General features: G+C 68.8%; 23 protein-coding genes. 10 read left to right on the top strand and 13 right to left on the bottom strand.

From position 1 onward, the window contains the following. The first annotated feature begins 11 nt into the window (after positions 1 to 11). Positions 12 to 677: a leucyl/phenylalanyl-tRNA--protein transferase gene (aat, locus tag BJY22_RS05145; protein WP_337758213.1), complete on the top strand. Its 666-nt coding sequence runs from the start codon at positions 12 to 14 to the stop codon at positions 675 to 677. Here the strand turns inward: aat and BJY22_RS05140 are convergent. Beyond that, positions 670 to 1,356 (bottom strand): TetR/AcrR family transcriptional regulator, encoded by a 687-nt coding sequence (locus BJY22_RS05140; protein WP_167204009.1) that lies wholly within the window; start codon positions 1,354 to 1,356, stop codon positions 670 to 672. The two genes, aat and BJY22_RS05140, sit on opposite strands and share 8 nt — an antisense overlap. A 112-nt stretch (positions 1,357 to 1,468) precedes the next feature. On the opposite strand from BJY22_RS05140, the gene BJY22_RS05135 reads away from it, so the two are divergent. Further along, the gene (locus tag BJY22_RS05135; RefSeq protein ID WP_167204008.1) at positions 1,469 to 1,936 is read left to right on the top strand and encodes a nitroreductase family deazaflavin-dependent oxidoreductase; all 468 of its coding nucleotides are present in this window, start codon (positions 1,469 to 1,471) and stop codon (positions 1,934 to 1,936) included. Here the strand turns inward: BJY22_RS05135 and BJY22_RS05130 are convergent. From BJY22_RS05130 to BJY22_RS05120, 3 genes are read right to left on the bottom strand one after another with little or no spacing between them, the layout of a single operon-like run. Then, on the bottom strand, positions 1,933 to 3,720 hold the full coding sequence (locus BJY22_RS05130) for an ABC transporter ATP-binding protein (RefSeq protein ID WP_167204007.1): 1,788 nt from the start codon (positions 3,718 to 3,720) through the stop codon (positions 1,933 to 1,935). The two genes, BJY22_RS05135 and BJY22_RS05130, sit on opposite strands and share 4 nt — an antisense overlap. After that, positions 3,707 to 5,506 (bottom strand): ABC transporter ATP-binding protein, encoded by a 1,800-nt coding sequence (locus BJY22_RS05125; protein ID WP_167204006.1) that lies wholly within the window; start codon positions 5,504 to 5,506, stop codon positions 3,707 to 3,709. The genes BJY22_RS05130 and BJY22_RS05125 overlap by 14 nt, the downstream gene beginning before the upstream one ends. A gap of 55 nt (positions 5,507 to 5,561) precedes the next feature. Next, positions 5,562 to 6,641, bottom strand: a complete 1,080-nt coding sequence (locus BJY22_RS05120; protein ID WP_167204005.1) for a PDDEXK nuclease domain-containing protein — start codon at positions 6,639 to 6,641, stop codon at positions 5,562 to 5,564. 102 nt (positions 6,642 to 6,743) lie between these two features. On the opposite strand from BJY22_RS05120, the gene BJY22_RS05115 reads away from it, so the two are divergent. Further along, on the top strand, positions 6,744 to 7,811 hold the full coding sequence (locus tag BJY22_RS05115) for an adenosine deaminase (protein WP_167204004.1): 1,068 nt from the start codon (positions 6,744 to 6,746) through the stop codon (positions 7,809 to 7,811). Between the two features lie 42 nt (positions 7,812 to 7,853). Here the strand turns inward: BJY22_RS05115 and BJY22_RS05110 are convergent, their stop codons facing one another. The 5 genes from BJY22_RS05110 to BJY22_RS05090 all read right to left on the bottom strand — a co-directional run bounded on the left by BJY22_RS05110 (position 7,854) and on the right by BJY22_RS05090 (position 12,622). Next, the gene (locus BJY22_RS05110; RefSeq protein WP_167204003.1) at positions 7,854 to 8,621 is read right to left on the bottom strand and encodes an ABC transporter permease; all 768 of its coding nucleotides are present in this window, start codon (positions 8,619 to 8,621) and stop codon (positions 7,854 to 7,856) included. Further along, positions 8,618 to 9,601 (bottom strand): ATP-binding cassette domain-containing protein, encoded by a 984-nt coding sequence (locus BJY22_RS05105; RefSeq protein WP_167204002.1) that lies wholly within the window; start codon positions 9,599 to 9,601, stop codon positions 8,618 to 8,620. Before BJY22_RS05105 ends, BJY22_RS05110 begins: the two co-directional genes overlap by 4 nt. Before the next feature lie 144 nt (positions 9,602 to 9,745). Continuing rightward, complete coding sequence (locus tag BJY22_RS05100; protein WP_167204001.1) at positions 9,746 to 10,441, bottom strand: PadR family transcriptional regulator; 696 nt, start codon at positions 10,439 to 10,441, stop codon at positions 9,746 to 9,748. Between the two features lie 57 nt (positions 10,442 to 10,498). Then, positions 10,499 to 11,515 carry an acyltransferase family protein gene (locus BJY22_RS05095; protein ID WP_167204000.1) on the bottom strand — a complete coding sequence of 339 codons (1,017 nt, stop codon included), beginning with the start codon at positions 11,513 to 11,515 and terminating at the stop codon, positions 10,499 to 10,501. A 153-nt stretch (positions 11,516 to 11,668) separates the two neighbouring features. Continuing rightward, complete coding sequence (locus BJY22_RS05090) at positions 11,669 to 12,622, bottom strand: GlxA family transcriptional regulator (protein WP_167203999.1); 954 nt, start codon at positions 12,620 to 12,622, stop codon at positions 11,669 to 11,671. A gap of 71 nt (positions 12,623 to 12,693) precedes the next feature. Here BJY22_RS05090 and BJY22_RS05085 point away from each other — a divergent pair, with 71 nt between their 5' ends. Further along, on the top strand, positions 12,694 to 12,960 hold the full coding sequence (locus BJY22_RS05085) for a hypothetical protein (protein WP_167203998.1): 267 nt from the start codon (positions 12,694 to 12,696) through the stop codon (positions 12,958 to 12,960). On the opposite strand, the gene BJY22_RS05080 is transcribed toward BJY22_RS05085, so the two are convergent. Continuing rightward, positions 12,948 to 14,120 carry a DUF418 domain-containing protein gene (locus BJY22_RS05080; RefSeq protein ID WP_167203997.1) on the bottom strand — a complete coding sequence of 391 codons (1,173 nt, stop codon included), beginning with the start codon at positions 14,118 to 14,120 and terminating at the stop codon, positions 12,948 to 12,950. The two genes, BJY22_RS05085 and BJY22_RS05080, sit on opposite strands and share 13 nt — an antisense overlap. 120 nt (positions 14,121 to 14,240) lie before the next feature. On the opposite strand from BJY22_RS05080, the gene BJY22_RS05075 reads away from it, so the two are divergent. Continuing rightward, positions 14,241 to 15,065 carry a methyltransferase domain-containing protein gene (locus BJY22_RS05075; RefSeq protein ID WP_167203996.1) on the top strand — a complete coding sequence of 275 codons (825 nt, stop codon included), beginning with the start codon at positions 14,241 to 14,243 and terminating at the stop codon, positions 15,063 to 15,065. Here BJY22_RS05075 and BJY22_RS05070 read toward each other — a convergent pair. Further along, the gene (locus BJY22_RS05070; RefSeq protein ID WP_167203995.1) at positions 15,059 to 15,199 is read right to left on the bottom strand and encodes a hypothetical protein; all 141 of its coding nucleotides are present in this window, start codon (positions 15,197 to 15,199) and stop codon (positions 15,059 to 15,061) included. The genes BJY22_RS05075 and BJY22_RS05070 overlap by 7 nt on opposite strands. Before the next feature lie 100 nt (positions 15,200 to 15,299). On the opposite strand from BJY22_RS05070, the gene BJY22_RS05065 reads away from it, so the two are divergent. Together BJY22_RS05065 and BJY22_RS05060 are read left to right on the top strand one after the other, a co-directional pair. Further along, the gene (locus tag BJY22_RS05065) at positions 15,300 to 16,157 is read left to right on the top strand and encodes a DNA-formamidopyrimidine glycosylase family protein (RefSeq protein ID WP_167203994.1); all 858 of its coding nucleotides are present in this window, start codon (positions 15,300 to 15,302) and stop codon (positions 16,155 to 16,157) included. A gap of 9 nt (positions 16,158 to 16,166) precedes the next feature. After that, complete coding sequence (locus BJY22_RS05060; RefSeq protein ID WP_167203993.1) at positions 16,167 to 16,616, top strand: DUF2871 domain-containing protein; 450 nt, start codon at positions 16,167 to 16,169, stop codon at positions 16,614 to 16,616. Here BJY22_RS05060 and BJY22_RS05055 read toward each other — a convergent pair. After that, on the bottom strand, positions 16,584 to 17,420 hold the full coding sequence (locus BJY22_RS05055; protein WP_167203992.1) for a hypothetical protein: 837 nt from the start codon (positions 17,418 to 17,420) through the stop codon (positions 16,584 to 16,586). The two genes, BJY22_RS05060 and BJY22_RS05055, sit on opposite strands and share 33 nt — an antisense overlap. A 139-nt stretch (positions 17,421 to 17,559) precedes the next feature. On the opposite strand from BJY22_RS05055, the gene BJY22_RS05050 reads away from it, so the two are divergent. The 3 genes from BJY22_RS05050 to BJY22_RS05040 all read left to right on the top strand — a co-directional run bounded on the left by BJY22_RS05050 (position 17,560) and on the right by BJY22_RS05040 (position 22,287). Beyond that, positions 17,560 to 17,883 (top strand): rhodanese-like domain-containing protein, encoded by a 324-nt coding sequence (locus BJY22_RS05050; protein ID WP_133783548.1) that lies wholly within the window; start codon positions 17,560 to 17,562, stop codon positions 17,881 to 17,883. A 143-nt stretch (positions 17,884 to 18,026) separates the two neighbouring features. Then, positions 18,027 to 21,365 carry a phosphodiester glycosidase family protein gene (locus tag BJY22_RS05045; RefSeq protein WP_337758206.1) on the top strand — a complete coding sequence of 1,113 codons (3,339 nt, stop codon included), beginning with the start codon at positions 18,027 to 18,029 and terminating at the stop codon, positions 21,363 to 21,365. 10 nt (positions 21,366 to 21,375) lie between these two features. After that, on the top strand, positions 21,376 to 22,287 hold the full coding sequence (locus tag BJY22_RS05040; protein ID WP_167203990.1) for an LD-carboxypeptidase: 912 nt from the start codon (positions 21,376 to 21,378) through the stop codon (positions 22,285 to 22,287). Here BJY22_RS05040 and BJY22_RS05035 read toward each other — a convergent pair. Further along, complete coding sequence (locus tag BJY22_RS05035; protein ID WP_337758205.1) at positions 22,259 to 24,037, bottom strand: S9 family peptidase; 1,779 nt, start codon at positions 24,035 to 24,037, stop codon at positions 22,259 to 22,261. The genes BJY22_RS05040 and BJY22_RS05035 overlap by 29 nt on opposite strands. Positions 24,038 to 24,197 lie beyond the last annotated feature (160 nt).

The raw sequence follows: 24,197 nt of genomic DNA, 5'->3' as shown, positions 1-24,197 counted from the left end.
AAGATGGTCCCGTGCCTGTCGAACCTGGTCCGTCTCAGTGGGAGTTCCCGCCGGTCGGCGTGGCGGGGGCGAGTGACGTGGTCGCGGGTGGTGCGGATCTGGCACCGGGGACCGTGCTGGCGGCGTACCGGCGCGGGTTGTTCCCGATGCCGGACCACCGCGGTTCGGTGCTGTGGTGGTCGCCGGTCGACCGCGGCGTGATCGACGTCGCCGGCTACCAGCCGTCCCGGTCGCTGCGGCGGGCCCGGGCGAAGTTCGAGATCCGGGTGAACACCGCGTTCGACCAGGTGATCCGCGCGTGCGCCGACCCGCGTCGCCCCGGAGCCTGGATCGACCGCGACATCATCGAGTCGTACACCGAACTGCACCGCCTCGGCTGGGTGCACTCGGTCGAGGCGTGGGACGGTGACGAGCTCGCGGGCGGGCTGTACGGCGTGGCGATCGGCGGACTGTTCGCGGGCGAGTCGATGTTCCACCACAAGACCGACGGCTCGAAGGCGGCCGTCGCGGGCACGATCGAGCTGCTGGACGACGAGTACGCCGCCGACCGGGTCTTCGACATCCAATGGGTGACCGACCATCTCGCCACGCTCGGCGCGGTCTCGATTCCGAGGGAGACCTACGTACGGCGGATCGCCCGAGCGCTCGACGTACCGTTGCCGAAGGCCTTCACCTGAGTCCGACGAAAGCCGCCATCTGCCGCGAGGTCGACGCGAAGAACTCGTCCGCCGGATCCATCGACCCGACCAGCTGACCGAACAGCTCGAAGCTGAGCATCCCGAACAGTTGTGTCCACACGATGATCGTGCGCACCAGCACCGCGGGCGGCACGTCCGGAGCGAGCGCGACCAGCACCTCCGTCTGCTGAGCGAGCAGCCCCGAGGGCTCCGGTGCATCGGCGGGCGTCACCAGTCGCTCCGACGCCTGCGCGCGCTGCAGCAGCCCGAGCAACAGCAACGGCACCCGGCTGGCCGGCTGCACCGTGGTCTGCGGCGCCTTGTACCCGCTGATCGGCGACCCGTAGATCAGCGCGTACTCCTGCGGATTGGCCCGCGCCCACTCCCGGACGGCGGCGTAGATCGCGATCCACTCGTCCACCGGATCGCCGCCCGTGGCCGCCGCCTCGGCCGCCGCGCCCAGTGCGTCGTACGCGTCGATGATCAACGCGGTCAGCAGGTCGTCGCGACTCGCGAAGTACCGGTAGAGCGCCGACGACACCATGCCGAGCTCGCGCGAGATCGCCCGCAGCGACAACGCCTCCGCGCCGACGGTCGCCAACTGCTGCCGGGCAGCCGTCTTGATCTCCTCGGTCAGCTCGGCCCGGGCTCGTTCACGGGCGGTACGTCCGGCGTTCATGGAGCCAGTGTGCCACACAATCGAGAGCACTGCTCTTGACAATGAGCAGCGATCTCAGGTTCACTGATCACAACAGAGAGCACCGCTCTCGCTCACCGCGAAGGAACCCGCCATGACCGAGTACCGCCAGACCTACGACAGCAAGCGCGTGATCACCTCCAACGAGGGCAGCATGCGGGTCTTCAACAAGGTCGTCGCCCGGCTGACGAAGCTCGGTCTGAGCCTGATGGGCAGCCGGGTGCTCTCGGTGCAGGGCCGCAAGTCCGGCGAGTGGCGCAGTACGCCGGTCAACCTCCTGGTGATCGACGGTCAGCGCTACCTGGTCGCCCCGCGCGGCCACACCCAGTGGGTGAAGAACCTGCGCGCCAGCGGCACCGGCCGGCTGCAGCTCGGGAGCAAGGTGGACACGTTCCACGCCGAGGAGTTGGCCGACGCCGACAAGATCCCCGCGCTCCGCCTGTACCTGAAGAAGTGGGCCTGGGAGGTCGGCGCGTTCTTCGGCGGCGACGTCTCGAAGGACTCCCCCGACGAGGTCCTCCGCCACATCGCGCCGGGCGTGCCGGTCTTCAAGATCAGCTAGTGATAAGCCGCCGCCTGGATTCGGTACAGCTCGGCGTAGTGACCGTCGCGAGCCATCAGGTCGTCGTGTGTCCCGGTCTCGACGACATGGGCGCCGTCGAGTACGACGATCAGGTCGGCCATCCGTACCGTCGAGAACCGGTGCGACACCAGGATCGTGATCCGGCCGTCGGCTCGGTCGCGGGCCGCCGCGGCGTACCGCTCGAAGAGGGCGTGCTCGGTCTCGGCGTCCAGTGCGGCGGTCGGCTCGTCGAGCACCAGCAGCAGCGGCCGGTCGCGCATGAATCCCCGGGCCAGCGCGAGCTTCTGCCACTGCCCGAAGCTGATCTCCGCCCCGTCCGGCCAGGTCGAGCCGAGCTGCGTGTCCAGCCCGGATTCCAGTCGCTCCAGGACGTCCTCGGCCCCGGCGCGGCCGACGGCGGTGGTGACCGCAGGTACGTCGTCCAGTCGCGGAAGGTCCCCGAGCCCGACGCTGTGCGCCGCGCGGAACTCGAACCGGAAGAAGTCCTGGAACGCGCCCGCGATCTTCGATCGCCACGCCTCGGCCGGAATCCGGTCCAGCGGCCGGTCGTCCAGCAGCACCCGCCCACCGGTCGGCTCGTACAGCTTGCAGATCAGCTTCACCAGCGTGGACTTGCCCGCGCCGTTCTCGCCGACGACCGCGACCACCTTGCCCGCCGGCAGGAGCAGGTCGACGTTCTCCAGAGCGGGCCGAGACGCACCGGCGTACGCGAACGTCACGTCCTCCAACCGGATGCCGTCGACGAGCTGTTCGGGCGCGGGCAGGTCCGCGGTCTGGTCGAACTTTGCCGCGTAGTTCTCCAGCCAGACCAGCCGCCGCGACCCGTCCAGCCAGATCCCGCGCAGGAACCCGATCTCGCCGACGGTCGCCCCGATGTACGCCGACAAACGCGCACCGGCCGCGAGGATCAGCAACACGTCGCCCACCGAACCGTTCAGCCCTGAAGCAACGAACAGCACCGCGCCGACGTACGCCCCGCCGAACACCGCCCAGGCGATCCCGTGCCACGCAGCACTGGTCCATCGCGCGGAGGCGATCGGCCGGTACCACTGCTCCCACTCGCGGCGACGACCCGTGACGAGCTCGGGTCCGATGCCGATCACCCGAATCTCCTTGCCCGGCGCGGCTGTTGTCGCGGTCTTGAACAAGTGCTCGGCCAGCCGGCTGTGAGCGGCGTACTGCTCCTCCACCTGGCGCTCGACGCCCGGCCGCCAACTGGAGCTGACGACTGTCGGGAGTGCGAAGACCAGCAGGAGCGCCAGCGCGGGATGGATCGACATCAGCAGCGCGACCGTCACAGCGAGCCGCAGGATCCAGCCGCACGTGGAGAACAACGACATGTACATGTGGTCGAGCACGAACACCTGCTTGCGCAGCACCGACAGGCGGTCCAGATAGTCGCGGCGCTCGTGGTGCTCGACGGTGGCAACCGATGCCTGCAGCTGGGCTACATGTGCTTCGAGCATGATCGTCACGCGGTCCCGGAACCGCCGCGAGATCCGCGTCGACACCGTCCGCAGGAACCACGTCGCCGTCACCGACAACGCCAGTCCGCCCGCGGCCAGCAGGGTGGATCGACGGTCGCCGTCCAGTACTCCGTCCGCGAGGATCTTGAGCCACAGCGCGAGCAACGCGTCCGGTACGGCGGCGAGCAATGTCATCACGAACGCCGCGACGAGCAACCACGGCTCGTGCTGGTAGCCGAGCTTGCAGAGCCGCCACATCGCGGGGATCGCCCGCGGCAGGTCGTCAGAGCGTGTCATAGCTCAGCCCTTCCTCGTCGACCTCCGCCGTGAAGCGTTTGGCCTGCAGCTCGAACATCGTCCGGTACCGCCCGCCGAGGGCCATCAGCTCGTCGTGGCTGCCGAGCTCGACGACATGACCGTGCTCGAGGACGCAGATCCGGTCGGCGTGCCGGACCGTGGAGAACCGGTGCGAAATGAGGATCGTGGTGACATCCCGGGTCGCGGTCAGGATCCGGTCGAAGATCGCCGCCTCACCGCGAACGTCCAGCTGGGCCGTCGGCTCGTCGAGCAGGACCAGCCCGGCGCCCTGGCGGACCGCGCACAGGGCGCGCGCCAGGGCGACCCGCTGCCATTGACCGCCGGACAGGTCGGTGCCGTCGCCGTACCCGGTCGCCAAGCGGGTGTCGAGCTCGGCCAGATCCGCGGCGCCGGCGTCCACGAGAGCCGCCCGGATGTCCGCGTCCGGAGCGCCGGCCGGGGCGACGTTGTCCCGCAGCGGTAACTCGAGCTTCAGGAAGTCTTGGAAGACGGCGGCGACCCTGGTCCGCCAGGCGTCGATGTCGAGGTCCCGCAGGTCGGTGCCGTCGATCCGGATCGTGCCTGCGTCGGCGTCGTACAGCCGGCAGAGCAGCTTCGCCAGGGTGGTCTTGCCAGCACCGTTCTGACCGACCACCGCCAGCGACGAACCGGCCGGGATCGTCAAGTCCAATCCGTCGAAGACCGGTCGGTCAGCCTGTGGATAACTGAAGCTCAACCCGCGGATCTCGACCTGGGCCGCACCGCGAGCCGCCGGCTCGACGGATCCGGACGTCAGCGCACCGGCCGGCGCCATCGCCGGTTCCAGCCGTCGTACGGCGGCCACCGGCGCGGCCGCACCGTCGAGGGCCCAGTTCAACCCGCCGAACGCGATCATCCCGACCCCGATCGCGACCTGGGCGAAGACGACCAACCGGTCGAGCGGCAGCCGGCCGTCGATCGCCGCCGTACCGAGCGCCCCGAACACGAGACCGTTGGCCACCGCAATGATCAGCAGACTCCAGATCATTGGGCGTTCCCGCAATCGCGTCGCGGCGTGCTGCAGCTCGAAGAGCCGTCGACGTCGCTCGGTGAAACGCCGTACCGTCCAGTCGGCGAGGCCGAACAGTCGCAGCTCCTTGGCTGGCTCGGGCTCGACGGCGAGCTCGTAGGCGTAGTTCGCGTGGCGCTGCGCCGAGCGGACCTCGGCCGTGTTGCGGTCCTTCCAGACGCCGCTCTCGCGGAGCAGCCAATGCGTCGACGACCAAGCCGCGACGAGGACCAACGGCGCCCACCAGTTGAAGCCGAACAGCACGACCGCGGACGCGATCCCGCCGACCAGTTCGACCAGGCTGCCCGCGACGAAGTCGACGTTCATGTACATCGGCGGCCCGGTCTGTCCGCGGTCGAACTCCCGCGCGACGGTCAGGTCCTCGCTCAGGCCGGGATCCTCGAGATGACCGATCCCCGGCGGCCCGACGCAGGCCTTCGCGAGCGTGTCGTTCAGGTACGCCGATACGCGACTCCCGAGGTTGGCGCTGACGGCCTGATGCACCGGTGTGAGCACCTGCAGCAGCACGAACGTCGTACCCATCAAGCTCAACGGCGCGGCCAACGGGTCCCCGTCCTGCACCGCGCCGACCAACCACCCCATCGCGATCGCGAACACCGCGGGCAGCGCACCCCGCGCCAGCAGCAGCACCCACCAGGCCGCGGCCAGCCCCGGATCCGCCCGCGACAGCACACCGAAGAACTGCCACTCAGGCCGCTCACGCAACCGACTCACCATCACCACACCATGGCACCCCCCACCGACAGAAGTCTTGAACGTTTGCCGGATGGCACTATGGCTGCAGGTCTTCGTCTGCCGCGGAGGTCAGTTCGGCCTCCAACTCGGCAACGCTCGGCAGCGCGGACCGGAACTCGTCGGGCAGTGAGCTGGTGATCGCGCTCGTCCACTCCGCAACGCCGATCGGCGCCTTGAACCCCTTCAGCGCGTACTCCGCGACGACTCGGTTCTTGTTGCGGCAGAGGAGGAGACCGATCGTCGGCTTGTCACCGTCCTTCGCGAGCACGTCGTCGACCACTGCCATGTACAGCCCGAGCTGCCCGAGGAACGAGGCGTCGAACTTCACAGCCTTCAACTCGATCACCACGTAGCACCGCAGCTCCAGGTGATAGAAGAGCAAGTCGCAGAAGAACTCCTCACCGTCCAGCTCGAGCCGAACCTGCTGCCCGACAAAGGCAAACCCCTGACCGAGCTCCAGCAAAAACTTCCCAACATGCTCAACCAGCTTCTGCTCCAGCTCGCGCTCCCTCCAACCGTCCGTCGTACCGAGAAAGTCGAACAGGTACGGATCGCGGGTGGCCTGTTGAGCGAGATCTGACTGCTCCGGTGGCATCGCGGTGGCGAAGTTGGTCACCGCCTTGCCGGAACGCTCGTGGAAGCGGCTCTCGATGTGCAGGGCAAGCACGTCTCGGCTCCACCCGCGGTCGACCGCGGCGGCCGCGTACCACGAGCGCAGCTCGGCTGTGTCGACTTTCGTCAGCAAGGCGAGGTGGTGGTACCACGGCAATTGTGCAAGCGGCGCTTGCACAATTGTCTCCTTCGGCCAGGCGGCGGCGAATGCGCGCATGTACTTGAGGTTGCGGGGGGAGTAGCCGGTGGTGGTTGGGAAGCGGGACTTGAGGTCGGTGGAGAGGCGGTCGACGACTCGGGTTCCCCAGCCTTCCTCGTGCTGTCGATCGAGGATCTCCTTTCCGATCGACCAGTAGCTCGTCAGCATCTCCTGGTTCGCTGCCGCTACTGCGCGTCGGTGACCGGTGACGACGTGCGCGGAGACTCGGTCCAGGAGGTCGGGGTACCAGGTCGGCAGCGAGGACTTCGCGGGTGCGCTCTCGAAGCGTGGTGTCTCGTTGTTCATACGGCCAGGTTTGTGGATGCGGCGCGCGCGACACGAAGGCCTTTGTGGGGCATCTCGGGGCAGATCGGGGCAGATTTTCGGTGCGGCTGGGAAGATGGCGGCATGATCACCCCTGAGCAGCTCACCGCAGCCCCCAAGGTCTTGTTGCACGACCATCTGGATGGTGGGTTGCGGCCGGGGACTGTGGTGGAGTTGGCGGGGGAGATCGGGCATGCGTTGCCTCGGAGTGATGCGGCCGAGTTGGGGGCCTGGTTCGTGGAGTCGGCGGATTCGGGGTCGTTGGAGCGGTATCTGGAGACGTTCGATCACACGGTCGCGGTGATGCAGACGGCCGAGGCGATCACGCGGGTGGCCAGTGAGTGTGTGCAGGATCTGGCGGCGGACGGTGTGGTGTACGCCGAGGTGCGGTACGCCCCCGAGCAGCACCTGACCCGGGGGCTCACGCTCGAGCAGGTCGTCGACGCGGTGCGGGAAGGGTTCGAGCACGGCATGTCCGTGGCTGAGCGACCGATCGTGGCGCGGCAGTTGCTGACCGCGATGCGGCACAAGGCGCGGTCGATGGAGATCGCCGAGCTGGCGGTCACGTACCGCGACGCCGGCGTGGTCGGGTTCGACATCGCCGGCGCCGAGGCGGGCTTCCCGCCCACCCGGCACCTGGACGCGTTCGAGTACCTGCAGCGCGAGAACGCGCACTTCACCATCCACGCCGGCGAGGCGTTCGGCCTGCCGTCGATCTGGCAGGCGATCCAGTGGTGCGGCGCGGACCGCCTCGGGCACGGCGTCCGCATCATCGACGACATCAGCCACGACGGTGACAAGGTCGAGCTCGGGCGGCTGGCGGCGTACGTCCGGGACCGCCGGATCCCGCTGGAGATGTGCCCGAGCTCGAACCTGCAGACCGGCGCGGCCGAGTCGATCGCCGACCACCCGATCGGCCTGCTCGCCAAGCTCCGCTTCCGGGTCACCGTCAACACCGACAACCGGTTGATGAGCGGTACGTCGATGAGCCGCGAACTCGCCCTGCTCGCCGAGGCGTTCGACTACGGCCTCGACGACTTCCGCTGGTTCGCGATCAACGCGATGAAGTCCGCCTTCGTCCCCTTCGACGAACGTCTCGCGCTGATCGACAACATCATCAAGCCCTGGTACGCCGAAGCCACCGTCCACTGAGCTTGAAGGAAGGAAGGCTGAAGGTGGACGGGCCGGGACGCCTCACACTGAGCGCTGGTAGGTGCGGAAGGCCCGGGTGGACAGCCAGCCGACGATCAGCGTGAAGGCCAGCAGATAGGCACAGTGCCGCCAGACCGACGACCAGTCGGGCGATCCGGCCAGGGCCTGGCGGGCGGCGATGGTGGCCCAGTCGACCGGATTGAAGCGCGCCGCGACGGTCACCCAGTGCGGTGCCACCGTCGGGTCGATCATGATCGACGACATGAACGTCAACGGCAGCGAGACAAACTGCGAGATGCCGATCAGCGCGTCCTGCTGACGGGTGAGCAGCGCGACCGCGTTCGACAGCGAGCCGAACGCCAGACCGACCAGCACCGACGCGACGACCGTGACCACGTAGCCGCCGATCCCGCCGTCGTACCGCGCCCCCGCCGCGAAGCCGATCGCGAACACCAGGATCGTCTGGATCAAGGTGGTCGTGGCGTTGCTGAGCAGCTGTCCCGCCATCAACCCGCCGCGGCTCACCGGTGACGCGAGCATCCGGTCCATCACGCCGCGCTCCATGTCCTGGACGAACGACGTACCGCTCCACCCGCTCGTCATCAGCGCCGTCATCATCACGATCCCGGGCGTCAGGAACGCGATGTACGACGAGTCGCCGAACCCCGGGATCCGTACGACGCCCTGGAACAGCTGCCCGAACAACAGCAGCCAGATCGCCGGCTGCACCAACGTGAACGCGATCAACGCCGGCTGCCGGTACGACGCCCGCGTCCACCGCCCGAGGATGAGTCCCGTGTGCGCAATCATGCCGCCGCCTCCTCTGCCACGCGGAACGAGCGGCCGGTGTGCTGCAGGTACACGTCGTCCAGCGACGGCCGCGACACCGTGACCGCGACCACCGGAATCGCCTTGTCCTCGAGGACACCGAGCACCGCGGGTACGGCGGTCGCGCCACGGTCGACGCGGGCGCGCAGAGTGTTGCCTTCGACAACGATCTCGCCGACGCCGGGCAGCTGCCGGAGCAGTGCGCGGACCGATCCGTCGGTGTCCGGATCGACCAGCTCGACCTGCACCGAGTCGCCGCGCAGCTCGGCCTTCAACGCCTCCGGGGTGCCTTCGGCAACGATCCGGCCGTGGTCGACGATCGCGAGCTGACCCGCGAGCCGGTCTGCCTCCTCCAGGTAGTGCGTGGTGAGCAGGACGGTCAGGCCTTCCTGCCCGGACAGCCGGAGTACTTCGTTCCACAGATCGGCGCGCGCCTCCGGGTCGAGACCGGTGGTCGGCTCGTCGAGGAACAGCACCTTCGGTCGATGGACCAGGCCGAGCGCGACATCGAGCTTGCGCTGCATACCGCCCGAGTACGTCCGCACCGGACGGTCGCCGTGCTCCGCAAGGCCGAAGGTCCCCAGCAGCTCTTCAGCGCGGTGGATCGCGTCCTGCCGGGACAGCCCGAAGATCCGCCCGCTGAGCACGAGGTTCTCCAGGCCGGTCGCCATCGGGTCCGAGCTGGACTTCTGCGGGACGTACCCGATCGCGTGCCGGACCTGGTCCTGCTCACGAACGACGTCGTACCCGGCGACCCGTGCGCTGCCCGAGTCGGCCCGGGACAGTGTGGTGAGGATCTTGACGGTGGTGGACTTCCCGGCGCCGTTCGGCCCGAGCAGGCCGAGGACGACGCCTTCCGGCACGCTGACGGTGAGCCCGTCGAGGGCGCGCAGCGGTGGTTTCTTCCGGCCGGCCGGGTACGTCTTGACCAGGTCGACCGCTTGGACGGCATGCGTAGCCATCAGGTGACTCCCTTGTGGTGGACGGGAGCCGGTCGTCGCCTGGCTATCCTGATGGTTGCGCCTTGGGTGCCAGGTCTTCGGACCGACTCGAGGAACTGCGGCCCTTGACCCCGGTGTTGCCGCACCGTGGGTCGAGGGCCGTCCTTACTTGGCTTCCGGCGGGATCGCCCGCATCCAGGCGAACTCCTGCCCGAAGTACTTGACCGGATCCTTCAGCTGCTCGGCCGGGCTGATGCCCTCCTCGAGGTACAGCTTCCAGGCCTTGCGCCAGAACCCGCCGCCGTCGAGCGCGTCGGTGCGGATGTCCTCCGCGAGCTGGTGCACGTACGCCGACTCTGCCTGCAGCAGCGCCAGCCGGAACTCGGACTCGACCCAGAAGATCCGCGGGAACTCGGTCGCGGCCATCCGGTCGTGTGCCGCGTTCAGCTCCTCGATTTCCGCGTCGACCGCCTGGAGCCGCTGCTCGAGCAGCTCGACGGCGCGGTCCGGTTGCAGCCCGGGAAGGTAGGCGAGGCCCGCTTCCAACGGGTGGAACTCGCGCGACGGCGTACCGAGCAGCTCGCTCAGCCAGTCGTCGAACTCGGCCCGGCCGGCCTCGGTGACCTGGTACACGGTCCGCTCCGGCCGATTGCCCTCACGGACGGTCTCCAGCGCCTCGATGAAGCCGTGCTTCTCCAGGCTCGACACGACCGAGTACAGCGAGCCGTAGTTCACCTTGATGCTCTGGTCCTTGCCGCGGGCGCGGAGCATCGTCGAGATCTCGTACGGGTGCATCGGCCGCTCGCCCAGACTTCCGAGTACGGCGAACGCCAGCGGATTACCCACCTTGCGCCTGGCCATCACGCCTCCTCGATCTCGATTACTCGAAATCGAGTATTAGCTCGCGGGTATCCGATGTCAAGTATTCAGCCAGGCGAATGCCCGCGCCCCGAGCCCGCGGACCCGGAGCGCGGCGAGCGCCCGGTACGACGGCTCCTCGACGTACTTCGTCAGCAGCCAGGCGAGCCCGATCACGCCGGTCACCGCGCCGGCGATCTGGACCAGCCGGCCCGCACCGAGCTCCATCAGGCGGTACGCGATCAGATAGCCGACCACCTGGTTGAGCAGGTACAGCCCGAACGAGATCCGCGCCAGGAACTCGATCGGCCGCCGGACACGGGCGAACACCGTCCAGTCCGGGCCGCGCGCGGCGAGCGCGACGAACACCAGCAGTACGCCGATGCCGAGCGACGACGGCAGGTCCGCGGTGTGCGCGTGCTGCGCGAAGACGGTCGCGGCGAGAAGGGCGGCGAGATGCAGTACGCCGATCCGTCGCTGCGCCCACAGCCAGATGGCGATGCCGATCGCGAACAGCTGCAGCCTGTGCAGGCCGAGACCGTTCCAGGTCTGCTGCACCCAGAGCGGGCTCTGGCCGATGCGGTCGTGCCATTGCAGGGCCACTGGGGCGAGGATCATGATCCAGAGCCCCGTCGTGATCCGCTGACCGAGTCCGCGCGGCCAGAGCAGCGCGGCGGCGCCGAAGGCCATCAGCTGCAGTGGGAGCGTCCAGTACGAGCCGTCGATGAGCTGCACGCCGCGATCGAACGAGGCGGCCAGCGTCAGGTTGGCCCAGAGGTCCCGCCGGGTCGGCAGGATCCAGTTGCTGGGCGCGAGGAAGATCAGAACGGTGTACGTGAACAGCACCGCGATCAGGTACGGCGGGAGCACGCGGCACGCCCGGCGCCACAACCAACGCCAGGTAGAACCCTTCCGCACGGTCACGCAGACGAAGTACGCGCTGATCACCAGCAGGATGCTGGCGCCGACCTGGAACGGGTACGGCCCGAGCGCCTCGCCGAGCTCAGGGTGCAGGAACGGGCCCATGTACGTCGTGTGCGTGAACATCACCGCGAACACCGCGAGGACACGTACCACGTCCCAGCTCAGCCTGCGTACGGTCCTGCCCGGGGGGCGGTCCGGCGTCCTCAAACCCACTCCATCTACGTGTCCGTCGGCCGTTACCCCCTTGTGACCCTAGGCAGATGGCGGGGTGGCTACGCAAATCGACGGGCTGATGCCTTCCTCACATCAGCCGGCGGTGCGGAAGGTTCGGCGGTAGTCCTGAGGCGGTACACCGACGACGCGGCGGAAGTGGTGCCGGAGCAGGGCCGCCGTGCCGAATCCGGATTCGGTGGCGATCTGCTCGATGCCCATCCGGGTCTGCTCGAGGAGGGTGCGGGCGCGCAGGACGCGCTGGGTGGTGACCCATTTCAGCGGCGTCGTACCGGTCTCGGCGACGAAGCGGCGGGCGAAGGTGCGCTCGGACATCTGCGCGCGCCGGGCCAGCGCGGGCACGGTGTGCTCGATGGTGAGGTTGTCGAGCATCCAGTTCAGCACCGGCTGCAGGCTCTCCCCGGAGCATTCCGGCACCGGTACCTCGACGTACTGCCGCTGGCCGCCGTCGCGCTGCGGCGGGACCACCATCCGGCGGGCGATCCGGGTCGCGACCGCGCTGCCGAGCTCGCGCCGGACCAGGTGCAGGCAGGCGTCGATCCCGGCCGCCGTACCGGCGCTGGTGATGATGTTGCCGTCGTCGACGAACAGCACGTCCGGGTCGATCTTCGCGGTCGGGAACTGCGCGGTGAACTTGTCGATGTAGCGCCAGTGTGTGGTGCACGGCCGGCCGTCGAGCAGTCCGGCGGCGCCGAGGACGAACGCCCCCGAGCAGACCGTGAGCAGGATCGCGCCGCGGGCCTCTGCCCTCCGGAGCGCGTCCAGGATCCGCTCGTCGTACGCGTGCCGCCAGGTGGTGGCCGGGATGCCGATCAGGTCGGCGTCCTCGATTTCCTCCAGACCGTACGGCGCGACCACCTGGGAGTGCGTGCTCGTCTCCATCGGCACGCCCGGCGTGGCCGAGCACACCTTGAAGTCGAACGGCGGCACGCCGTCGTCGGTGCGATCCAGGCCGAAGACCTCGGCCAGGACCCCGAACTCGAACAGAGCGACGTCCTCCATCAGGACGACCGCGATCTTCGACAGCATGGCAGAATCTTATCGGACTATGTCAATAGCGCCACTGGTGGCAGAATCTGATACATAGAATCATTACTGCCATGACCGGATACCTCGTTCTCGCAGTACTCGTACTGGCCGTGATTGCGGCGCTGGAGCTCAGCAACAGGCGCCACTCGACCGGTCCGGCTTCCGGGCCGCAGGGCAGCTGGATCGAAGACGACCGCGACCTGGCCCGGACCAAGCTCGACCTGCTCGCCCTCGGCGCAGCGGCCAAGCCCTTCAACCACAAGCCTGCTTCGACCCCGGGAACCGTGCACAACATCCGCACGGCCCGCCTGCTCCACCACGGCCGTCACGCGGCCTGATGCCGCCAGCTGGGGGCGGTCGCGTTCGTGACCGCCCGCAGTGCGCCCTCGACCGGGCCGTAGCGGAAGCTGTTCAACCAGATGTGGCTCAGCAACACCTGCACCGCGAAGATGCCGATCGCGAAGCCCATGGTCTCCAGTGGCGACACCTGGCCGGCCAGTCCGAAGCCGGCGCCCGTGAAGATGAGCATGGTCGCCACTGACTGACCCAGGTAGTTCGACAAGGCCATCTGGCCGGCCGGTGCGAGCAGCTGACGGATGTCCTCACCTCGCTTGCTGTGCATGATCCGCAGCAGCGTTGCGACGTACGCGGCCGTGAGGAACGGTGCGGTGAGCACGCTGACCATGACAGCGTCGGTCTGGCCGTTGCCACCGACTGAGGCGTAGTACATGCCACCTGTGATGCCGACGGTGAAGCCAACCAACTGGAGCAGTCGCAGTGCCGCCTCGTTGCCAGAGAGGTTCTGGAGCAGGCGGCGACGGCCGACCACCATGCCGATCAGGAATGCGGCCAGTGTGGTCGGGCCCTGCACTGTCAGCAGCGACAGGCCGTACGTCGGCAGCGCGCGGACGTGCTCGCCGACGGCGCCGCTGAAGGAGCCGGCCAGGTTGGCTGTGGTCTCCTGTGCGGCTGCTGCTGCCGTGGCGGGGTCCACGAACTGGGAGCTGTCCAGGAAGAGTGTCGCGCTCGCCAGGGTGATGAAGAGATACGCATAGATCCCCGCTGCGACGATGAGCGCCGTACGGTCCTTCACCCGGCGCATGGCGAGCAGGACCAGGCCGATGATCGCGTAGACGCTGAGGATGTCGCCGGTGATCAGGAAGACGCCGTGCAGTACGCCGAGCACGAGCAGGCCGCCGAGTCGTCGCAGCATGCGTGGCCGGAAGGCAGCGCCCGCTCGCTGCGCTGCCTCCATCTGGAGCTGGAAGCTGTATCCGAAGAGGAACGAGAACAGCAGGTAGAACTTCATGTCCACGAACGCCGACGACACCCAGTGGACCGAGTGGTCGAGCCACGAGTCGTACGTCGGGTCCTGCGCGAGGTGGATCGGGAACCCGGAGGCGGCGAAGGTGATGTTGACGATCAAGATGCCCAGCAGGGCGAATCCACGTAGCGCGTCGATGTCCTGAATACGCGTCCGTTCCAGTACCTGGCCCATGCGCACCAGCACACCAGGGCAGCGCCGTGGGCGCAGTCGCGCTGAATCCTCCTCGGGGGTGGAGTTACCTCTACCAAAAGCGCAGGCGCCGGCCGCGGGTGGTGTGCGACAGTTCGACGCGTGACCGACTACCGGGATGTGAATCGCGCGAACTGGGACGAACGGGTGCCGGCGCATGTGGCTTCGCCGAGCTACCACGTGGAGCAGTTCCTGGCGGACCCGTCGTACCTCAGTGAGGTGGTGCGGTTCGACCTGCCACGGCTCGGTGAGGTCAGTGGGCTGCGCGGCGTACACCTGCAGTGCCACATCGGCACCGACACGGTGTCACTGGCGCGGCTCGGGGCGCGGATGAGTGCTCTGGACTTCTCAGCACCGGCTGTCGAGCAGGCGCGGTCACTGGCGGAGCGGCTGGGGCTGGCGGTCGACTTCCACGTTGCTGACGTGTACGACGCGGTCGAGGTGCTCGGCGCGGCGTCGTACGACTTCGTCTACACGGGGATCGGGGCGCTGTGCTGGCTGCCGGACATCGAGCGGTGGGCGTCGGTGGTCGCCGGGTTGCTGAGGCCGGGCGGGCGGCTCTTCGTCCGCGAGGGGCACCCGATGCTGTGGACGCTCGAGGCCGGTACGGCGTACGCGGAGGTGCGGTACCCGTACTTCGAGACGGCCGAGCCGATCGTGTTCGACGAGGGCGGGACGTACGTCGAGACCGACGCCGAGTTCACCACCACCGTCACGCACGAGTGGAACCACGGGCTCGGTGAGACCATCACGGCCGTCCAGAAGGCCGGTCTGGTGTTCGACTCACTCACCGAGCACGACAGCGCACCGTGGAACGGCCTCCCCGGCCTGATGACCGAGGACGCCGACGGCGAGTGGCGCCTGACGGACGATCCGCGCCGTCTGGCGGCCACCTACACCCTCCGGGCGCACAAGCCTGGTCAGTGAGACCGGCGCTGCTGCACCTTCTGGACCGCCTGCTTGATCTTCTGCTGGTTCTCCGGCTTGCTCAACTCCCGCTGCGCCACCTGCACCAGCTTGGCCATCACAGCACCCTTGAACATCGTCTTCACAAACCCCATCAGGGCCTCCTTCGTTCTTCCCCCGAACCTACCGCCCCCGCGCAACCCCTTCCATGGGTGATTCTCCGGAACTGTCCCTGGCATCAGGCACACTAGGAGGGTGCCTGAGTTGCCGGAGGTTGAGTCGCTGGCGGGGTTTTTGCGTGAGCGGGCGGTGGGGCATGCGTTCGTGCGGGCGGACATCACGGCGATCAGTGCGCTGAAGACGTACGACCCGCCGATCTCGGCGATGGTCGGGTTGTTGATCGACGACGTACAGCGGCACGGGAAGTTCCTGGACATCTCGGCGCAGGGCGTGCATCTGGTGATTCACCTGGCGCGCGCCGGGTGGTTGCGGTGGAAAGAGGAGCAGTCGACCGGGCTGGTCCGGCCCGGGAAGGGGCCGATCGCGCTCCGGACGGTGCTCGACGACGGGGCCGGGTTCGACCTGACCGAGGCGGGGACGCAGAAGAAGCTGGCGGTGTACGTCGTCCGTGACGTCGCCGAGGTGCCGGGGATCGCGCGGCTCGGACCGGACCCGTTCACGCTGTCCCTGGAGGACTTCGCCGAGATCCTCAAACAGGCCGGCCGCGTCCAGCTCAAGGGCGTCCTGCGGAACCAGTCCGTGATCGCCGGCATCGGCAACGCGTACTCCGACGAGATCCTGCACGTCGCGAAGATGAGCCCGTTCAAACCGGCCTCGAACCTCTCCGACGACGAGCTCCGGACCCTGTACGACGCGATGCGCGAAACCCTCCAGGACGCGGTCGACCGCTCCGCCGGTCTCGCCGTCCAGGACCTGAAGTCGGAGAAGAAGTCCGGACTGCGGGTGCACGGCCGCAAGGGCCAGAAGTGCCCGATCTGCGGCGACATCGTCCGCGAGGTCAGCTTCGCCGACTCCTCCTTGCAGTACTGCGCCACCTGCCAAACCGGCGGCAAGCCGCTGGCCGACCGAAGGCTGTCGAAGCTGCTCAAGTAGGTTCCGCCCATGCGGAAGATCTACGTGGCTGCGCTCGTGTACATGATCCTGGGCCTGATCAGCGGGCTGTACTACCGCGAGCTCACCAGGGCGAACGACTTCACCGGCGACTCCCAGCTCAGCGTCGTCCACACCCACATCCTGGCGTTGGGCATGCTGTTCTTCCTGGTCGTGCTCGCGCTGGAGAAGCTGTTCACGCTGACCGCGGGCTCACTGTTCACCGCGTTCTTCTGGGTCTACAACGCGGGCCTCGCGCTCACGGTCGGCCTGATGCTCGTCCGCGGCACGCTGACCGTGCTCGGCCACCAGCCCGGCGCTGCCCTCGACGGCATCTCCGGCCTCGGCCACGTCACGATCACCCTCGGCCTGATCTTCTTCTTCGTGAACCTCGGCAAGCGCCTGCCCGCCACGGACAAGGCAGGGTTGTCACAGGCGGACGACGTACGGCGAGGAGGCTGAGCGGCGGCCTGCTTCCAGGCGGGCGCGTAGTTCGCGGTCGCCTGCCGGGCCGGTGATGCGGGTGACCCAGCCGATCGAGCGGCCCGGGTCGAGGCCGTCGAAGGTCCAGGTTTGTTCGGTCGCGGTGCAGCCTGGTGGCAGCGGCAGTGCGACCTCGCCGCGCGCCGACGTCCGGCCGAAGTTCGTCACGACCACGGTGACCTCGTCCCGGCCGGGGTGGATCGAGGCGAGGACCGTCCCGACCGGCGCGACGAGGACCCGTCGTACTCCGGTCGGTACCCCCAGCGGTACGACGCGGCGTTCCGGCACCGGGAACGGGCCGATCGTGGTGCGGGTGAGTTCGTGTCCCGTCACGCCGTACCGCCGGCCGGCCAGGCGGATGTGGTGCCGGCTGTCGGGCTCGACCATGCCGACGAACCGGATGCCGACGTCCCCCGCGCGGCGGGCCACGAGGTGGGCCGTCGTACCGGTCGGGGTCAGGTCCCAGACACCGTCGGCGTTCGCGGTGACGGTGTCCTGCGGCACGATCCGCAGCTTGCCCTGGAGCGCGACGCGGACGACCGGCGGCTCACCGGCCTCGGGCAGCCGGACGACGAGGTCGGTACCGTCCCGGCGCCAGGTCAGGGCCTTGCCGGTGTGGTCCTCGACGACGTGCCGCGGGGTGGTGGCGAGGCCCGGCAGGCGTACTTCGTGGTCGGCCGGCCGGCGCGCGATCCGCAACAGCAGGAGCTCGCCACTCCGCAGGATCGCCTCACCCCACGGTTGCGGTTCGAACTCCCCCGGGATCCCCTGAATCAGCGCCACCGCAGCCTCCTTCGAGCCACAGTCCGAGATCCGCCCGCCCCTGTCAACGCGTTATCCGCACTCCGGGCAACCGTGTTCCCACGCCGGCACCGCACCGCCACCGCTCGGTCCCGGCAACGGGTCTGACATGCTGGAGCGCATGTTCCGGAACCAGGAGATTCCTTCGGTCGTGGTGGCCGAGCTTGACGACGACCTGCTGGCGGAGGCCTTCGTACTCGACGTGCGCGAGCCGGACGAGTGGGACCGCGGGCACATCGAGGGTGCGACACACATCCCGCTCGGTGAGTTGCAGGAGCGGGTCGGCGAGGTGCCGCTGGACCAGAAGGTGCTCTGCGTCTGCGCGGTCGGCGGCCGATCCGGCATGGCGACGCAGTTCCTGAACCAGCTCGGCCGCGAGGCGATCAACCTCGACGGCGGCATGCACGCCTGGCAGACCTCCGGTCGCCCGGTCAGCACGAACTGACGGATTGAGAAGAAAACCTTCCACACGGTGACCGCAGGCGTTACTTTGTCACCGGTCGGTTGATCGGCGTACACCTGCGGCTCACGGGGCGGTCGCGTGCGCGGCGTCGGATGACCGCGTCCGTCCACCGTGGGGAGGCTCCTGTGTCGATCATCCGTACCTTGACCACAGCGATCGGCGTAGGTGGCCTGATGGCCGGCGTCCTCGTCCATCCGGCGTTCGGTCGTACGACCGCCACGGGCATCGCCGACGCGGCGATCGCCGAGAACGGCGTACTGACGTCGCGCGTGGACAGCCCGGTGGCGCCCGGCGTGAACTACACCTCGTTCGAGCGGCTGGACCCGAAGGGCTGGCAGCGTGGCGACATCCTCGACGCCGACCTCGGCAAGCGCGGCGTGACCGTCGACCTGGTCAACACCGGCAAGGTGTCCGGTGGCCAGCCGCTCAGCCAGCAGCTCGCCCGCAAGGGCGCGATCGCGGGCGTCAACGGCGACTTCTTCGACATCAACGACACCACCGCGCCGCTCGGCGTCGGCGTCGAGTCCGGGAAGCTGCTCAACGCCCCGGCCGCCGGCCACAACGACACCGCGGTGATCGGCAAGGACGGCCTCGGCAGGATCGCCCAGCTGTTCCTGCAAGGTTCGGCGACCGACGACGACGCCACCAAGGTCGACCTCACCAACCTGAACTCGCCGACCGTCAACAGCGGCGGTATCGGCCTCTACACCCCGGAGTGGGGCGATGCGGCCCGGACCCGGACCGTGGACGGCCTGCCGACCGTGCGCGAGGTGATCCTTCGCGACGGTGTGGTCGTCTCCTCCGCCCCCACTCCGGCAACTACTCCGCTGGCGGCCGGCGAGCAGGCGCTGATCGGCCGCGAGGCCGGCGCCGGCGCGCTCGCCGCGTTCGAGGTCGGCGACAAGGTCGACGTCGAGTACGGACTGCGCCCGGACGCCGCCGACGTCGCGGCCGGGGTCAGCGGCAACTACCAGCTCGTGAAGGACGGCAAGGTCCCGGACACCGTGCCGGACGCCGACCTCGCGCCGCGGACCGCGATCGGGTTCGACGCCGGCGGCAGCCGGATGATCCTGCTCACCGTCGACGGCCGGGCGACCGGATCCCGCGGCCTGTCGTTGAAGGAAATGGGTCAGCTGATGGTCAGCCTCGGTGCTGACGACGCGCTCAACCTGGACGGCGGTGGCTCCTCGACGATGCTCGCCCGGACCCCGGGCAAGGCCGGACCCGACGTCGTCAACGACCCGTCCGACGGTGGCGAACGGCTCGTCCCGAACGGCCTCGGCCTGTTGCCGGTGAAGGGCACCGGCAACCTCACGGGCTTCCGCATCGAGTCCACCGGCACGTCGGCGGCAGGCCCGGACGCCGACATCTCCCGCAGCTCGCGCGTGCTCACCGGCCTCACCCGGGTGCTGAGCGCGACCGGGTACGACGAGACGTACGCCCCCGCGACCGGTACGCCGTACTGGTACGCCGGCACCAACGCCCGCGTCGACCAGCACGGTGTTGTGACTGGTCGCCGCGCCGGCGACGTGATCGTCACGGCCGCCCGCGGTACGGCGAACGGAAGGTTCCCGATGACAGTCCTCGGTACGCCGACCCGCCTCGCGCCCTCGACCCGCCAGGTGTCGCTCGCGGACTCCACCGCGAAGGGCTTCTTCGAGATCAACGGGTACGACGCCGACGGGTTCTCCACCTGGATCGAGCCGCGCGACGTCAAGCTGAGCTACGACCCGGCGCTGGTGAAGATCGTTGCGAAAGGCAATGGGTTCGAGGTCAATGCCCTGAGCAACGAGGCGGTGTCGGCCGTGGTGACCGCGACCGTCGGCTCGCTGAGCACCCAGCTCAGCGTCACGTCCGGCCTGGCCAGCACGATCGTGGACGAGCTCGACGACGTGACCACGTGGGCCGCGAACGCCGTACCGGCCGGAGCCGCGACGGCCTCGCGGTCCGCCGCGGAAGGACATGACGGCGGACAGGCGATCGCGCTCGACTACTCGCTGACGGGCAGCACCGCCACGCGGGCGGCGTACCTTTCGAAGACCCCGCAGCAGACGCTGCCCGGCCAGCCGCAGAAGCTCGGCGCCTGGGTGTACGGCGACGGAAACGGCGCGTGGCTGCGGGCGAACGCGTACACCGCGAACGGCGGCTCGCCGCAGACGCTGAACCTCGCCCCGAAGGTCGACTGGACCGGCTGGAAGTACGTCGAGGCGGACATCCCGCCTGGGCTGGCGATGCCGCTGCGGTTCTGGCGGATCTACGTCGTGGAGACCTCGCCGACCCGGCAGTACTCGGGCCGGATCGTCGTCGACGACCTCACCGTCCGCAGCGCGCCGCCGGTCACGATGGTGCCGCCGGCGAAGGTGATCGACCCGATGGTGGTGACCGACGGGGCCGTGACCACGAGCGGCCGGTGGCGGTTCGCGGTGATGTCGGACGCGCAGTTCACCGCCGACGACCCGAACTCGGACTTCGTGAAGCAGGCCCGGCGGACGATCCGCGAGGCGCTCGCGCAGCACCCGGACTTCCTGGTGATCAACGGCGACTTCGTCGACCGGGCGTTCGGGCCGGACATCGCGCTGGCGAAGCAGATCATCGACGAGGAGGTCGGCGGGAAGGTCCCGCTGCACTACGTACCGGGCAACCACGAGACGTACGGGCCGGGCGACCTGTCCGAGTGGAAGAAGGTCTTCGGCGACGCGACCAGCACGTTCGACCACAAGGGCACCCGGTTCGTACTGCGGGACTCGTCGCTCGGATCGTTGCGGGCCGGCGGGTTCGAGCAGATCCTCGACCTGCGCAAGCAACTCGACGACGCGGCGCGCGACAAGGCGATCAACAACGTCGTGGTGATGGCGCACCACCCGATCGACGACCCGTCGCCGACGCAGAACTCGCAGCTGGGTGACCGCAAGGAAGCGGCGATGGTCGTGAAGTGGCTGGCCGACTTCCGGGCCGCCACCGGCAAGGGCGCGGCCTACATGGCGGCGCATGCCGGGACGTTCGCCGCGACCCGCACCGATGGTGTGCTGCTGCCGCTGACCGGCAACTCGGGCAAGGGCCCGGCCGCGGCACCGGACGACGGCGGCTTCACCGGCTGGGCGCTGGTCGGCATCGAGGCCTCGAGTCCCTCCTCGTCCCGGCCCTGGTTCCAGGTCGAGCTGCGCCCGCACGTCGATTCCCTGGAGCTGACCGCACCGGCGACCCTCCGTCGCGGTCAGACCGCGACGGCCTCCGCCACGGTCGTCCAGGACAGCCGTCGGGTTCCGGTGTCCTTCCCGGTCTCGGCCGACTGGTGGGGCACCAGGACGATGCACATCGGACCTGCGAACACGGCGCCGTTCTGGGCCGTCGCGTCGTACGACCCGTCCACCGGTCAGCTGACCGCACTGCGTCCTGGTACCGCTCAGCTCGGCGTCACCGTCAACGGTGTCTCCAAGAGCAGCACGCTGCAGGTGGATTGGTAGCGTCTGCCGGGTGACTGACGTGGTGGTGCCGCAGCGGCTGCGGGACGGGGACCGGGTTGCTGTGGTGGCGCCATCCGGGCGGGTGGACGCTGCGCGGCTCGCGATCGGTCTGGAGCACCTGCGGTCGTGGGGGCTCCAGGTCGACGTGATGCCGTCGGTGCTGGCCGGGCACGAGCGGTTCAAGTACCTGGCCGCCGACGACAAGGCACGGGCCGAGGACCTGCGGAGCGCGTGGCTGGACCCGCAGTACGCAGCACTGTTCTGCGCACGTGGCGGGTACGGCGTGCAGCGGATGCTCGAGTACGTCGACCTGGACGAGCTGGTCGCCGTACCGAAGTGGTTCGTCGGGTTCAGTGACATCACGGCGCTGCACGAGCCGTTGAACGCACGTGGCCTGGTGACTGTTCACGGGCCGATGGCTGCCGCTGTGGAGCAGCTGAACAACGCAGACGGGCGGGAGCGGCTGCGGGCGCTCCTGTTCGAGCCGGAGACGGTGACGGACCTGCTGGCTCCGCACGGCGCACGCACCGTTGTCGGTGGTGTGGCCGAGGGGCCGCTGCGTGGCGGCAACCTGGCGTTGCTGGCGGCCAGTGTCGGTACGCCGACGTACGCGCCGCCGGCCGGGGTCGTCGTACTCGAGGAGATCAACGAGGAGGCGTACCAGGCGGACCGGCTGCTCACTCAGCTGTTGCGTGCCGGGTGGTTCGAGCAGGTGACCGGTGTGGTCCTCGGTGACTTCAGCGAGGGCGGTGAAGGGCTGGACGACACCATCCGCGAGCGGCTCGAGCCTCTCGGCGTACCGCTGGTGGAAGGTGCTGCGATTGGGCATGAGGCGCTGAATCTCGCCGTACCGCTGGGACTGCCGGTGCGGCTCGATGCGAGCGCCGCGACGCTCACGCCAGATGGTCTCGTAGGAAGCTGAACGCCTGCGGGTACGCGTCCAGGCGGTTCGTGAGCTTGGCCAGGCCGTGGCCCTCGTCCGGGTAGACCAGCAGCTGGCACGGTACGCCGCGCTTCGTCAGAGCGTCCGTGATCTGCTCCGCCTCCGACAACGGCACCCGTGGGTCGTTGGCGCCGTGAATGACGAACAGCGGTGCCCGGATGTCGTCCACCCGGCTGAGCGGGCTCGCCGACTCCAGGAACTCCCGGTCCGTGGCCAGGTAGCCGTACTCGCGCTCCCGCATCGCCCTCCGGTAGTCCGACGTGTTCTCCAGGAACGTCACCAGTGAAGCGATTCCGACGATGTCCACACCGGCCGCCCACAGGTCCGGCTGGAACGCGAGACCGGCCAGCACCATGTAGCCGCCGTACGAACCGCCCCAGAGCACCGCGCGCTGCGGGTCGGCGTCGATGGTGGGCAGCCACGCGTTGATAGCGGCCAGGTCCTTCACCGAGTCCAGCCGCAGTTGGCGGTCGTCCAGCGAGTACCAGCGCTTGCCGTAGCCGGCCGAGCCCCGGACGTTCGGTACGACGACCGTGTGGCCCTCACCCGCCAGCGCGGAGATGATCGGGCTCCACACCCGCAGCGCAGCACCTTCCGGGCCACCGTGCACATGGACGACCGTGGAGCCCAGGCTCGGACCGGTGGGCCGGAACACGAACACCGGCACCTGCTCGCCGTCGAACGACGGGACGCGGAGGCTCTCCGGTTGCTGTACCTCAGCCGGAACCTCCACCGGGCGCATCGCGGTCAGCTCACCGCCCGGCACGTACCGGTACACGGTCGGCGGCGTGACCGGGGAGTTGTAGGTGATCGCCGCGAACGACCCGTCCGCCGACCAGATCGGGTCCGGCGTCGCGTAGCTCAGGGCTGCAACGCCCCCGGCGGGCAGGTCGAGCGGCGCGATCGCCGAGCCGTCCTCCAGCCGGTGCAGCGCCAGCGCGACCTCTCCGTCCTCCAGTACTGCGACCAGCAGGCGCTCGCCGTCGGGTGAAGGCCATCCGGCGACGTCGCGGGCGTCGTCCACCAGCAGGTCGCTCCACGTCGCGTCAGCCAGGTCGTACCGGCGCAGTGCCTTCCGGTCGCGGTCCGCGTCGCTGGACACCAGGAACGCTGACGAGTCCGGCAGCCAGGCGACCGGGCCCTGGTCGTTGTGCGCGTCCGCGGCGGTGAGTTCGGTGACGGACCGGCTCGACGTGTCGACCAGGAGCAGCTGCATCGAGTTCGCCGGGCTGCTCGCCTTGGAGAGGACGACCCACTTGTCGTCCGGGGAGGCGTCGACGGCCATCACCCAGCCGCCACCGTCGTACAGCACGGTCTCGCGGCCGGTGGCCAGGTCGCGGGTGATCAGGTCGAAGTCGACGCCGTTGCGGCGGTTCGTGGTGTAGAGCACACGTCCGGTCCGGGCGGTGACCAGGTGGTGGATGTACTCGGTGTCGTGCACCAGCGGGGTCAGTGTCGGCAGGCCTGGCTCGTCGAGGTCGAGGAGCGAGAGCTGACCGCGTTCGTCGCCGCCGGTGTCGTGCTCGACGACCACCTGGCTGCTGCCGGGAACGAACTGCGCGCCGCGGCACGTGTCGCCGAGATCGGTGAGCGCACGCCAGGTCCCGTCCGGAGCGATCTCGTTGACCTGGCGGGTGCCGGTGCCGTCGTACAGCACCAGCATGCGGCCCTCGTCGTCGACGTCGAGAGCCATCGTGGTCGGCAGGGAGAAGAGCGTCGTCAGCAGCACCCGTTCATCCTCACACGATCAGGGTCCGGCCCTCGAGACAGGAAGAGAAAGGAGAAGAAGGAAGAGGCGGGAAATAGAGGCCTAAAGAAAAGGCGAGAGAAAAGAAGATTTCAGAGTGGTGGCTGGCTTCGGCGGTCAACTGATGGTTTGAGTGAGCGGC

The organism is Kribbella shirazensis, assembly GCF_011761605.1.
In the GTDB taxonomy this organism is placed as follows: Bacteria; Actinomycetota; Actinomycetes; order Propionibacteriales; family Kribbellaceae; genus Kribbella; species Kribbella shirazensis.
The sequence above is the reverse complement of the archived record's forward strand: the minus strand, read 5'-3'. Positions and strand labels throughout refer to the sequence as shown.